Source organism: Pseudonocardia sp. (assembly GCF_050246655.1).
In the GTDB taxonomy this organism is placed as follows: domain Bacteria; phylum Actinomycetota; class Actinomycetes; order Mycobacteriales; family Pseudonocardiaceae; genus Pseudonocardia.
This window is the reverse complement of the sequence record NZ_JBFWVQ010000059.1, coordinates 24,667-36,446: the sequence shown is the minus strand read 5'-3', so window position 1 is coordinate 36,446 and position 11,780 is coordinate 24,667. Positions and strand designations below refer to the sequence as shown.

12 protein-coding genes are annotated in these 11,780 nt (G+C 71.3%); 10 read left to right on the top strand and 2 right to left on the bottom strand.

The window, feature by feature from the left end:
- From AB7J25_RS18810 to AB7J25_RS18770, 9 genes are all read left to right on the top strand, one after another.
- On the top strand, positions 1 to 785 hold a 785-nt coding region (locus tag AB7J25_RS18810; protein WP_428510804.1), incomplete at its 5' end, for an aldehyde dehydrogenase family protein.
- Between the two features lie 2 nt (positions 786 to 787).
- On the top strand, positions 788 to 1,696 hold the full coding sequence (locus AB7J25_RS18805; RefSeq protein ID WP_428510802.1) for a TIM barrel protein: 909 nt from the start codon (positions 788 to 790) through the stop codon (positions 1,694 to 1,696).
- 61 nt (positions 1,697 to 1,757) lie between these two features.
- A complete protein-coding gene (locus AB7J25_RS18800; RefSeq protein ID WP_428510800.1) occupies positions 1,758 to 2,756 on the top strand; it encodes a substrate-binding domain-containing protein in 999 nt (332 codons plus the stop codon).
- A 61-nt stretch (positions 2,757 to 2,817) separates the two neighbouring features.
- Positions 2,818 to 3,873 (top strand): ABC transporter permease, encoded by a 1,056-nt coding sequence (locus tag AB7J25_RS18795; RefSeq protein ID WP_428510798.1) that lies wholly within the window; start codon positions 2,818 to 2,820, stop codon positions 3,871 to 3,873.
- A gap of 7 nt (positions 3,874 to 3,880) precedes the next feature.
- The gene (locus tag AB7J25_RS18790) at positions 3,881 to 4,696 is read left to right on the top strand and encodes an ATP-binding cassette domain-containing protein (protein WP_428510796.1); all 816 of its coding nucleotides are present in this window, start codon (positions 3,881 to 3,883) and stop codon (positions 4,694 to 4,696) included.
- Between the two features lie 51 nt (positions 4,697 to 4,747).
- Positions 4,748 to 5,926, top strand: coding sequence for a Gfo/Idh/MocA family protein (locus tag AB7J25_RS18785; protein WP_428510794.1), 1,179 nt, complete (start codon positions 4,748 to 4,750; stop codon positions 5,924 to 5,926).
- Positions 5,927 to 5,954: 28 nt separating this feature from the next.
- Positions 5,955 to 6,953, top strand: a complete 999-nt coding sequence (locus AB7J25_RS18780) for a sugar phosphate isomerase/epimerase family protein (RefSeq protein ID WP_428510792.1) — start codon at positions 5,955 to 5,957, stop codon at positions 6,951 to 6,953.
- A 34-nt stretch (positions 6,954 to 6,987) separates the two neighbouring features.
- Complete coding sequence (locus AB7J25_RS18775) at positions 6,988 to 8,001, top strand: Gfo/Idh/MocA family protein (protein ID WP_428510790.1); 1,014 nt, start codon at positions 6,988 to 6,990, stop codon at positions 7,999 to 8,001.
- Positions 8,001 to 8,873, top strand: a complete 873-nt coding sequence (locus AB7J25_RS18770; RefSeq protein WP_428510789.1) for a sugar phosphate isomerase/epimerase family protein — start codon at positions 8,001 to 8,003, stop codon at positions 8,871 to 8,873. The genes AB7J25_RS18775 and AB7J25_RS18770 overlap by 1 nt, the downstream gene beginning before the upstream one ends.
- 4 nt (positions 8,874 to 8,877) lie before the next feature.
- On the opposite strand, the gene AB7J25_RS18765 is transcribed toward AB7J25_RS18770, so the two are convergent.
- Entirely contained in the window at positions 8,878 to 9,363 is a 486-nt protein-coding gene (locus AB7J25_RS18765; protein WP_428510787.1) for a DUF488 domain-containing protein, read from the bottom strand.
- A 211-nt stretch (positions 9,364 to 9,574) separates the two neighbouring features.
- Positions 9,575 to 10,567, bottom strand: a complete 993-nt coding sequence (locus tag AB7J25_RS18760; protein WP_428510785.1) for a LacI family DNA-binding transcriptional regulator — start codon at positions 10,565 to 10,567, stop codon at positions 9,575 to 9,577.
- 68 nt (positions 10,568 to 10,635) lie between these two features.
- Here AB7J25_RS18760 and AB7J25_RS18755 point away from each other — a divergent pair, with 68 nt between their 5' ends.
- The gene (locus AB7J25_RS18755) at positions 10,636 to 11,658 is read left to right on the top strand and encodes a Gfo/Idh/MocA family oxidoreductase (protein ID WP_428510783.1); all 1,023 of its coding nucleotides are present in this window, start codon (positions 10,636 to 10,638) and stop codon (positions 11,656 to 11,658) included.
- Positions 11,659 to 11,780: the final 122 nt, after the last annotated feature.

Genomic DNA, 11,780 nt, shown 5'->3' with positions numbered 1-11,780 from the left:
CGGCGAACGGCAAGCGCGTGCAGGCCCTCGGCGGTGCGAAGAACCACGCGATCGTGCTGCCCGACGCCCCGCTCGACTTCGCCTCGGACCACCTCGTCGCCGCCGCGTTCGGCTCGGCGGGCGAGCGGTGCATGGCGATCTCCGCGGCCATCGCCGTCGGATCCGCCGGGGACGAACTGGTCGAGGCCGTGGCCGAGAAGGCCCGCGCGGTCAAGGTCGGCCCCGGGCGCGACCCGGAGTCCGAGATGGGCCCGATCGTCACCGCCGCGGCGCGCGACCGCATCGTCTCGCTCATCGGCTCCGGAGCCGACCAGGGCGCGGAGCTCACGGTGGACGGCCGGGGCCTGCGCGTGCCCGGTCACGAGGAGGGCTTCTTCGTCGGGCCGACCGTGATCGACCGCGTGACCACCGGGATGGACGTCTACCGCGAGGAGATCTTCGGCCCGGTGCTGTCGGTGGTGCGCGCGGACTCCGTGGACGAGGCGATCGCGCTGATCAACGCCAACCCGTACGGCAACGGCACCGCGATCTTCACGTCCTCCGGCGAGGCCGCGCGTCGCTTCCAGCGCGGGGTGAAGGTCGGGATGATCGGCATCAACGTGCCGATCCCGGTGCCGATGGCCTACTACTCCTTCGGCGGCTGGAAGGACTCCCTGTTCGGGCAGTCGCACATCCACGGCCCGGAGGGCGTGCAGTTCTACACCCGGGCCAAGGTCGTGACGTCGCGGTGGCCCCATGTCGAGCTGCCCAGCGGCTCGTCCTTCCACTTCCCGACGGCGAACTGACCATGGCCCTGGACCGCGTGCGACTGGGTACCGCCCCCGACTCCTGGGGCGTCTGGTTCCCCGACGACCCGAATCAGGTGCCGTGGCACCGCTTCCTCGACGAGGCCGCGGCCGCGGGCTACGAGTGGATCGAGCTCGGCCCCTACGGCTACCTGCCCACCGACGCCGCGCAGCTGCGTGACGAGCTGGACCGCCGCGGGCTGAAGCTCTCCGGCGGTGCGGTGTTCGCCGCCCTGCACCGGGGCGCCGATGCGCTGAAGCAGGCGATCGAGGACTGCCGCACCGAGGCCCGGCTGCTCACCGCGCTCGGCGCCCGCCACCTCGTGCTGCTGCCCGAGGGCTACACCGACCTCGACGGCGCACTCACCCAGCCGCGCGACCTCACCTCCGAGCAGTGGTCGGACCTGTGCTCCGGCATGGATGTGCTCGCCCGGACGCTCCAGCAGGAGTTCGACGTCGAGCTGGTGTTCCACCCGCACGCCGACAGCCATGTCGACACCCAGGACCGGGTCGAGCGCTTCCTCGAGCAGACCGACCCCGAGCAGGTGCGGCTGTGCCTGGACACGGGACACATCGCCTACTGCGGTGGCGACAACGTCGCCATCATCCGGCGCTTCCCGGAGCGGATCGGCTACGTCCATCTCAAGCAGGTCGATCCGGCCGTGATGGACCGGGTCCGGGCCGAGGGCCTCGGCTTCGCGCCCGCCGTCCGGCTGGGCGCCATGGTCGAGCCGCCGACGGGTGTGCCGGACATGCCGTCGCTCCTGGACGCGCTCGCCGACCTCGACGCCGACCTGTTCGCGATCGTCGAGCAGGACCTCTACCCCTGCGATCCCGACACGCCTGCGCCCATCGCCACCCGCACCGCCCGCTATCTCGGCGCCTGCGGCATCGGGCCCGTGCGTGCGTGAACCGGCACCCAGACCCGCACCGACACCGATGTCGGTGTGACGCACAGAGAGAGATGACCAGATGAGCGGTTCCCGGAAGATCCTGCGGGGCGTCGCGGCCGCGGCCGTGCTCGCCACCGCGCTCGCCGCCTGCAGCAGCCAAGGGGGCGCCGCCAACCAGGGAGGCAATGGTGGCGGCGGCGCCGGCACTCCCCCGGCGGGCCAGACGTACACCATCGCGATGATCACCCACGAGCAGGAGGGCGACACCTTCTGGGACAAGATCCGGGCGGGTGCCGAGGACGCGGCGAGCCAGCTCGGGATCGAGCTCAAGTACTCGAACAACCAGCAGGGTCCGGAGCAGGCGACGCTCGTGCAGAACGCGATCGACTCGCAGGTCGACGGCATCGCGGTCACCCTCTCCAGCGCGGACGCGGTCATCCCCGTCGCCAAGAAGGCCGCCGACGCCAAGATCCCGGTCGTCGCGTTCAACCAGGGCTTCGACGACTACGAGAAGGCCGGCGCGAAGATGTACTTCGGGTCCGACGAGCTGCTCGCGGGCCAGACCGTCGGTGAGCGCATCACCGCTGACGGCGGCACCAAGACCCTGTGCGTCATCCAGGCCCAGGGCTCGGTCGCGCTCGAGACCCGGTGCGCCGGTGTGAAGTCGACCTTCGCCAACACCGAGAACCTCCAGGTGAACGGCGCCGACCTGCCGTCGGTGCAGGCGACCCTGCAGTCGAAGCTCACGCAGGACCCGTCGATCACCCACATCGTCACCCTCGGCGCCCCGATCGCGCTCGCGGCGCTGCAGGCCAAGGAGAGCGGCACGAGCCAGGCGAAGATCGTCACGTTCGACCTCAACCAGGACGCCGCCAAGGCGATCAAGGACGGGAAGATCATGTTCTCGATCGACCAGCAGCCCTACGTGCAGGGCTACATGGCCGTCACGTCGCTGTGGCTGAACCTGAGCAACGGCAACGACCTCGGCGGCGGCAAGCCGGTGCTGACCGGCCCGTCGATCGTCGACCAGACCAACATCGACCAGATCCTGCCGTACACCGCGAACAACAAGCGGTAGGGCCCGCTCCCGGGGAGCCGGCCCAGCCGGCCCCCCGGTACCGCCCGGAACCGGAGCAGCCATGAGCACACCAGTCGCCACACCACCGACCGCCCCCTCGACCGATCCGGTGCGCCCTCAGCGGTCGTTGGCCACCCGCATCCTCGCGAGGCCGGAGATCGGCGCGTTCGCCGCGGCGATCGCCATCTTCCTCTTCTTCTTCGCGGTCGCGCCGCCGTTCCGCACGCTGCCGTCGTTCGCGACGGTCCTCTACGCCTCCTCGACGATCGGCATCATCGCCGTCGGCGTGGCCCTGCTGATGATCGGCGGGGAGTTCGACCTGTCGTCCGGCGTCTCGGTGGTCACCGCGGCGCTCACGGCGGCGTTGATCACCTTCCAGCTCAGCCTCAACATGTGGGTGGGCGTGGTGTTCAGCCTCCTGGTGGCGCTGGCCATCGGGTTCTTCAACGGATACCTGGTGGTGAGAACAGGGATTCCGAGCTTCCTCATCACGCTATCGACGTTCTTCATGCTCCGCGGCGCCAACCTCGGCGTGACCAAGGCCGTCACCGGCACCGTCGCGTCGGACAACGCCTCGGAGCTCGACGGGTTCGCCTCCGCCAAGGCGATCTTCGCCTCGAACATCGACCTCGGTGTCATGACGATCAACATCACGGTGCTGTGGTGGCTCTTCTTCGTCGCGCTGGGCTCGTGGGTGCTGCTGCGTACGCGCATCGGGAACTGGATCTTCGCCGTGGGCGGCAACGCGGCGAGTGCCCGCGCGGTCGGTGTGCCGGTGAACAAGGTCAAGATCGGCCTGTTCATGACCGTGTCGTTCCTGTGCTGGTTCTACGGGATGCACATCCTGTTCAACTTCAGCTCGGTGCAGTCCGGCCTCGGCATCGGCAACGAGTTCATCTACATCATCGCCGCGGTCGTGGGTGGCTGCCTGCTGACCGGCGGCTACGGCTCGGCCGTCGGTGCCGCCGTCGGCGCCTTCATCTTCGGCATGACCACCCAGGGCATCGTGTTCGCGGGCTTCGACCCGAACTGGTTCTACACGTTCCTGGGCGCGATGCTCCTGCTCGCGGTGCTGGTCAACCTGTACGTCAAGAACTACGCCTCGACGAGGCGGTGAGGTAGCCATGACTGACACCATCGTGGAGCATGCGGACGCCAGCCTGCACAAGGGCGAACCGCTGATCGAGATGTCCGACGTCGGCCGCGCGTTCGGCCCGATCATCGCCCTGCAGGGGGTCAACCTGACCGTCCGCGCCGGCGAGGTCACCTGCGTGCTGGGCGACAACGGAGCCGGGAAGTCGACCTTGATCAAGATCATCTCAGGGTTGCACCCGCACACGAGCGGCACGCTCAAGGTCGACGGGAAGGACGTCCGCTTCGCCTCGCCTCGCGACTCGCTCGACCACGGCATCGCGACGGTCTACCAGGACCTCGCGGTGGTCAGCCTGATGGAGGTGTGGCGCAACTTCTTCCTCGGCTCGGAGATCCGCAAGGGCAACTACCCCCTCGCACCGATGGACATCCCGCAGATGCGGGAGATCGCCGACACCGAGCTCAAGAAGATGGGCATCACAGTCAAGGACATCAACCAGCCGATCGGGACGCTCTCCGGCGGTCAGCGCCAGTGCGTCGCGATCGCCCGGGCGGTGTACTTCGGCGCTCGCGTGCTGATCCTCGACGAGCCCACCGCCGCGCTGGGTGTCAAGCAGTCCGGCGTGGTCCTCAAGTACACGGCGGCGGCCCGTGACGCGGGGCTCGGCGTCGTGTTCATCACGCACAACCCGCACCACGCGTTCATGGTCGGCGACCACTTCATCATCCTGAAGCTCGGTCGCCGGGTGCTCGACAAGACCCGCTCCGAGGTCACCCTTGAGGAGCTGACCTCGGAGATGGCGGGTGGCCGTGAGCTGGCCGAGCTCAGCCACGAGCTGAAGCGCTGAGCGTCGGGCGCCGGGCCCGTCCGGGTCCGGCGCCTCCCGCGGAGGGACGACATGTCGGAAGCACTCTCCGTCGCCGTGATCGGGGCCGGGATGGCCGGGCGGAGCCACGCGGCGGCGTACCGAATGGTCAACACGGTGTTCGGAGCGGGGCTGCCACCCGTGCGCCTCGTGGCGATCGCCGACGCCAACACCGAGCTGGGTGAGGACGCCGCCCGGCGCTACGGCTTCGAGAAGGCCGTGCCGAGCTGGGAGGACGTGGCCGCGGACCCCGGGATCGACGCCGTCAGCATCGTCGTGGGCAACACGCTGCACCGGCCGATCGCGGAGGCGTTGGTCGCGGCCGGCAAGCACGTGCTGTGCGAGAAGCCGCTCGCCGGCTCCGTCGAGGACGCCCGGGCGATGGTGGAGCTGGAGAGGTCCGCAGGGGTGGTGACCGCGGTGGGCTACACCTACCGGCGCAACCCGGCGGTCGCGGCGATCCGCGACCACGTCCGCAACGGCGAGCTCGGCGAGATCACCTTGTTCCAGGGCCGGTACTGGTGCGACTACGCGTGCCACCCGCGCGGTCCGCTGACCTGGCGCTTCCGCGGCGGGCCCGGCAGCGGCGCACTGGGCGACATCGGCGCGCACATCATCGACACCGCCGAGTTCGTGTGCGGGCCGATCCTCTCGGTCTCCGGGGGAGAGATCTCCACCCAGGTCCCGAAGCGGCCGCTGCCGCTCGGCGCGGTCGTGGGCCATCAGGAGGCGCCGGTGAGCAGCGAGGTCGACGAGGTGGAGAACGAGGACACGGCGATGTTCTCCGCGCGGTTCACCTCGGGCGTGCAGGCGTCGTTCTCGGTGTCGCGCACCGCGTTCGGATCGCCCAACGGGTTCGGTTTCGACGTCTGCGGGCTGTCCGGTCGGGCCGCCTACGACCAGCACCGACCCGGTGAGTACCTGTTCGACGACACGCAGCCGCAGGCCCGCACCCGCGGGCCGCGGCAGGTGATCGTCGGCCCGCAGATGCCGTACTTCCGCGGTGGCTACCCGATGGAGGCCCCGGGGGTCGGGATCGGCAACCAGGAGTGCTTCACCTACCAGTGCCGGGCCTTCCTCGACCAGGTCGCGGGCACGCCCGATCCGCTGCCGCCGAACGCGTCGTTCGCCGACGGCCTGCACACGATGCAGATCATCCAGGCCGTCGTGCAGTCGGCCGCGTCCGGCGGCGCCGCCGTCGCCGTCCCCTGAACCGTCCCGCGACCGGAGAACGCCCGCCATGACCCTGAGACTCGGCGCCTACACCGCCTGCCTGCACGACCGCCCGCTCGCCGAGGCCCTCCGGGTGCTCCAGGACAACGGGCTGACGTCGGTCGAGGTCAACACCGGCGGCTTCATCCCCTCCCCGCACTGCCACGTGGACCTGTTGCTGTCCTCGGAGCAGGCCCGCGCGGACTACCTCGGCGAGTTCTCCTCCCGGGGCATGGAGCTGACCGGCCTGAACTGCAACGGCAACCCGCTCAACCCGCACCCTCGGGTCGGCCCGAAGCACAGCGACGACCTGCGCCGCACGATCGAGCTGGCCGGCGCGCTGGGCGTGCGGAACATCGTCACGATGTCCGGCACGCCGGGTTCGGACCCGGATGCGCGCTACCCGTCCTGGGTGGTGAACCCGTGGGACGGCGTCTACCTGGACGTCCTGGACTACCAGTGGGAGGTCGCCTCGGCATTCTGGACCGAGATCGACGCGCTCGCCCGCGCCCACGACGTGCGGGTCGCCATCGAGATGCATCCGCACAACCTGGTGTTCTCCCCGGTGACGCTGCGCAGGCTCGTCGATCTCGTCGGCGCCACGAACCTCGGCGCCGAGATGGACCCGTCGCATCTGATGTGGCAGGGCATGGACGTCGTCGAGTGCATCCGGTGGCTGGGCCCGCTGGTGTTCCACGCCGCGGCGAAGGACGCCGCGATCACGCCCGGCGTCGACATCCGCGGCGTCCTCGACACCTCGTTCGCGCGGGTGCCCGCCGAGGCGGAGGGCAAGGTGCCCACCGGCATCGGGTTCTGGTGCGCCACCTGGCCGGAGAACCCCGCCTGGCGGTTCGTCGCGGTCGGGCTCGGCCACGACGTGGACTACTGGACCGAGTTCCTGCGCGCCCTCGCCGACGTCGACCCGGACATGGCCGTGAACATCGAGCACGAGGACGCCAGCCTCGACCGGCTCGACGGCCTCGCGACCGCCGCCGGGAACCTGAGACAGGCGGCCGCCAAGCTCTGACGGCGCCGACCGTCACCGACCAGAAGGAGAAGACATGTCGCTCGACGTCGGCGTCATCGGCGTGGGCATGATCGGCCAGGATCACATCCGCCGGCTCACCCACGTGCTGTCGGGGGCGCGCGTCGTCGCGGTCACCGACAGCGACCTCGACCGCGCGCGGACCGTCGCGGACGACCTCCCGGGTGCGACCGTGCACGGCAGCGGCCAGGAGCTGATCGACGACCCGGCCGTCGCGGCCGTGCTCGTCACGTCCTGGGGTCCCACCCACGAGGAGTACGTGCTCGCCGCGATCGCCGCGGGCAAGCAGGTGTTCGTCGAGAAACCCCTCGCGACCACCCGTGAGGCCTGCGAGCGGATCATCGACGCCGAAGTGGCGGCCGGGCGCCGGCTGGTCCAGGTCGGTTTCATGCGCCGCTACGACCCGCAGTACCGCGCGATGAAGGCGGTGGTGACGAGCGGCGAGATCGGGGTCCCGCTCGTCGTGCACGCCGCCCACCGCAACGCGTCGGTGCCGGACCACTACACCGCGGACATGGTCATCAACGATACCGTCGTGCACGACGTCGACACCACGCGCTGGCTGCTCGACGACGAGATCGTCGCGGTCACGGTGCTCAAGCCCCGGGTGTCCGGGCGGGCCGCGCCCGGCTTCCAGGACCCGCTGGTCGTGCTGCTGGAGACCGCGAGCGGGGTGCTCGTGGACGTCGAGGCGTCGGTGAACGTGGCCTACGGCTACGACATCCGCGGCGAGATCCTCGGCGAGCAGGGCACCGTCGAGCTGTCGGAGTCCGCGGGCGCGGTCGTCAAGACGGCGGGCCGCGTCGCCGGGCGGGTCCCGGTGGACTGGCGGGAGCGCTTCGAGCGGGCCTTCGACGTCGAGTTCCAGGAGTGGGTGAACGCGGTGCGGGTGGGCGGCCCGACCGGCCCCAGCTCCTGGGACGGCTACGCGGCCACCGTCGTCTGCGACGCGGGCGCGGCCTCGCTGGCGTCCGGCTCCCGCGAGGCCGTCGTCCTGCGGGACAAGCCCGATCTCTACAAGGACGCCTGATGGTCACGATCGCGCTCGACCCGAACATGTACCACCCGCACCTGTCGGTGGCCGACGAGCTGCGCAAGGCTGCCGACCTGGGCTACGCCCACCTCGAACTCTCGCCGCGCGCGGACTGGTTCTTCTGGCACCGCTACCCGAAGGCGGACGACGCACTGATCGCCGAGACCCGCAAGGCGATGGCCGAGACCGGGGTACGCATCCACACCCTCGTCCCGGTCTTCAACTGGGCCGCTCCCGACGAGCAGGAGCGGCGCGCCCAGGTGCGCAACTGGCGGCGGCTGCTGGAGATCGCGGCGGAGCTGGAGTGCCCGATCGTCAACTCGGAGCTCTCCGGCGATCCCACTCAGCCGCTGCGCTCCGAGCACGCGTTCTACGCGTCGATGGAGGAGCTGATCCCGCACTTCGAGCGCTACGGGATCGGGCTCAACCTCGAAGCGCACCCGTACGACTTCTCCGAGCGCAACGACGACGCCGTCCAGATCGTGCGCGGGCTCAACAAGCCGTGGGCGAACTACGTGTTCTGCGCCCCGCACGCGTTCCACCTCTCCGACGGTGCGGGCGACGTCGGGCGGATGATGCGCTACGCCGGGTCGAAGCTGCAGCACGTCCACGTCGCTGACTGCTTCAACCACCGCGCGAACGTGGGCAACCGCTACATCGTCAACCCACCAGGGGTCGACGCGCGGATCCACCAGCACAACGAGATCGGCAACGGCGAGGTCGCGTGGGACGAGTTCTTCGCGACGCTGCGCGAGGTCTCGTTCGACGGCGTGGCGACCGTGTGCGTCTTCGGCTGGGAGGAGGACGCCGACGGCATCCACCGGCGGATGCGGGAGCGGCTGGAGCAGGAGCTACGGCCGACGGGGTGACCCGTCAACCCGGGCGCAGGTGCGTGACCGGCAGCCCGTGCTCGGTGCGCAGGCGCTCGGCCACGAGCGAGCGGTGGCACGCCTGCGGGTCGCGCTCGACACAGAAGAGGGCGGTCACCGAGTCGCGCGGGAGCTCCGCCACGAGCGCGTCGAGGTCGAACGGGTCGAGGATCTCGCGGGTGTAGCGCTCGACGTAGGCGGGCGCCAGCGCCGCGCGGTTGCGCTTGCCGACGCCCTGGCGGTCGTCCTCGCGGTACTGGAGCTGGCGCAGCTCGGTCGTCGGTGCCAGGTCCTTCACGTGCCGGTAGCCGACGGCCGCCGCGGCGAGCGCGCGGCGGAGGCGCACCGAGTTCGCCCAGGCGTAGTCGGGGCCCCGGACACCGCGGCGCTGGCGGAGGTCGAGCAGCAGTCCCACGCCCCCGCCGGCGAGCGTCTCGACGAAGGCTTCGGCGGTGAAGCCGTAGACGCCGATCGTCGCGATTCTTCTCACCGTCACCGCGCTACGCCACGAGCGCCGGCTGGTCCACGGCCCAGAGCCACGATCCGTCCGGCTCGTTCGCTGCCACCAGCCCCGTCGACGTCGCCCGCGTTGCCGCACTCGATGAAGTACCTGCCCAGGCCGCTCCGCTCGGTGGCCACCATCTTGCCCGTCATGCCGCCAAGCCTCGCAACACATCACGACATCCTCTGCCGAGCGGGTCTCACGCGCCGGGTGGTGCGGCCGTCGTCGCGCGGACGACCAGCCGCGGGGACAGCACGATCTCGGCCGGTGCCCCGCCCGCCGCGAGCCGCAGCGCCTGGTCGACGGCGGCCGCCGCGAGCGCCCTGGCGTCCTGGGAGACCGTGGTCATCTGGACGTGCGGCGCCTCGGCGAGGCGCGAGTCGTCGTACCCGACGACCGACACGTCGGCGGGCACGCGGTGGCCGCGGTGCAGGAGCGTGTCGACGACACCGGTCGCGCAGCGGTCGTTGAACGCGATGACCGCGCTGGGCGGGGTCGGCCGGGCCAGCAGCGCCGCCATCGCGCGCGCCCCGGCCTCCTCGGTGAGCCCGCCGGTGAGCACGTCGGCGGCTCGGCCCAGGCCGTGCCGGGACATCGCGTCGTGGAAGCCGCAGCGCCGGTCGTCGCTGCCCGCGGCGCCCGCGCCGTCGATGTGCGCGATGCGCCGGTGCCCGAGCCCGACGAGGTGGTCGACGGCCAGGCCGATGCCGCGCACGTCGTCGGCGCGGACCACACCGACGCCGTCCACGTCGGCGTGCCGGGCCACCAGCAGCGTGGGGACACGGCCGGCCAACGCACCGAGGGCGGCCGCGTCGAGGCCGCTGCCGAGCAGCATCACGGCCTCGCACCGCTCGCGCAGCAGCGCGTCGACGGCGGTGGGCTCGTCGCGCGTCGGGGCGACGGCGCTGAGCGCGATGTCGTAGCCGCGCGCCGCGGCGGCGGCGTAGAGGCGCTCGACGAGGTCGCCGTGGAACGGCTGTTGCAGCTCGAACGCCACGCCGAGCACCCGTGACCGGGCCTGACGCAGCTTGCGGGCCCGCTCGTCGGGGACGTAGCCGAGCTCGTCGGCGATCCGCAGCACGCGCGCGCGGGTGGCCTCGCTCGCCCCCGGCACGCCGCGCATGACGATCGACACCAGCGCCGTGGAGATCCCGGCGGCCTTCGCGATGTCCGCCATCGTCGTCCGCGTCACTCTTCCCTCCTCGACTAGTACGTTCTAGTCTATCGCTACTAGAACGTACTAGTTCAGTGAGGAACACCATGACCAACCGACCCCTCGGCCGTTCCCTTCGCCTCGGCCTGATCGGCGCGGGCCGGATCGGCACGAACCACGCCGCGATCGCCGCACACCACGTCCCCGGCGCCCGGCTCGTCGCCGTCGCCGACGCCGTCGAGATCGCCGCGAAGCGCCTGGCCGCCGAGCTCGGCGCGGACGCCGTCACCACCGACGAGCTGCTCGCCCGGCCCGACGTCGACGGCGTGCTGATCACCGCCCCCGCCCGCCACCACGCCGACCTCGTCGTCTCCACCGCGGCCGCCGGCAAGCACGTGTTCTGCGAGAAGCCGATGGCCCTCACCCTCGCCGACGCCGACCGCGCCATCGCCGCGGCCGAGCGGGCGGGCGTGGTGCTGCAGATCGGGTTCAACCGCCGCTTCGCACCGGGCTTCGTCGCGGCGCGCGCCGCCGTCGACGCCGGGAAGGTCGGCACCCCGCAGCTGCTGCGCTCGCTCACCCGCGACCCCGGCCCGTTCACCGCCGACCCCGCCCGCATCCCCCAGTGGACGATCTTCTTCGAGACCCTCATCCACGACTTCGACACGCTCTGCTGGCTCAACCCCGGTGCCCGGCCGGTCGCCGTGCACGCGTTCGCCGACGCGCTCGTCGCGCCGGAGGCGAAGGCCGGCGGGCACCTCGACACGGCGGTCGTCACGATCCGTTTCGACAACGGCGCCATCGCCACCGCGGAGGCGAGCTTCAGCGCGCTGTACGGCTACGACGTGCGTGGCGAGGTGTTCGGCTCGGCGGGCATGGTCGCCGCGGGCAGCGCACGCACCACCGACATGACCCTCTACGACGCCGACGGCATCCACGTCGACACCGCCCGCCGGGACACCGATCTGCTGTTCTCGGCGTACGTGGGCGAGATCGCCGCGTTCGTCGACGCGGTGCGGGCGGGCCGACCCTCCCCGGTCCCCGGCGCGGCCGCCCGCACCGCGCTGGCGATCGCGCTGGCCGCGATCGAGAGCGTCGAGACCGGCGCCCCGGCGGCGGTGAAGGCGTGAGCGAGGGCCGGGTGAGCATCGCAGCGAGCTCCGGCGAGCGAGGAGCGGAGCCCGGTCCGCAGCGAACCATCGGGACCGTGAGCGAGGGCCGGGTGAGCATCGCAGCGAGCTCCGGCGAGCGA

What these genes read in the sequence shown, in the direction of transcription:
- AB7J25_RS18805 (WP_428510802.1), top strand. Translation starts at nt 788, where the DNA reads ATGGCCCTGGACCGCGTGCGACTGGGTACCGCCCCCGACTCCTGGGGC.
- AB7J25_RS18800 (WP_428510800.1), top strand. Translation starts at nt 1,758, where the DNA reads ATGAGCGGTTCCCGGAAGATCCTGCGGGGCGTCGCGGCCGCGGCCGTG.
- AB7J25_RS18795 (WP_428510798.1), top strand. Translation starts at nt 2,818, where the DNA reads ATGAGCACACCAGTCGCCACACCACCGACCGCCCCCTCGACCGATCCG.
- AB7J25_RS18790 (WP_428510796.1), top strand. Translation starts at nt 3,881, where the DNA reads ATGACTGACACCATCGTGGAGCATGCGGACGCCAGCCTGCACAAGGGC.
- AB7J25_RS18785 (WP_428510794.1), top strand. Translation starts at nt 4,748, where the DNA reads ATGTCGGAAGCACTCTCCGTCGCCGTGATCGGGGCCGGGATGGCCGGG.
- AB7J25_RS18780 (WP_428510792.1), top strand. Translation starts at nt 5,955, where the DNA reads ATGACCCTGAGACTCGGCGCCTACACCGCCTGCCTGCACGACCGCCCG.
- AB7J25_RS18775 (WP_428510790.1), top strand. Translation starts at nt 6,988, where the DNA reads ATGTCGCTCGACGTCGGCGTCATCGGCGTGGGCATGATCGGCCAGGAT.
- AB7J25_RS18770 (WP_428510789.1), top strand. Translation starts at nt 8,001, where the DNA reads ATGGTCACGATCGCGCTCGACCCGAACATGTACCACCCGCACCTGTCG.
- AB7J25_RS18755 (WP_428510783.1), top strand. Translation starts at nt 10,636, where the DNA reads ATGACCAACCGACCCCTCGGCCGTTCCCTTCGCCTCGGCCTGATCGGC.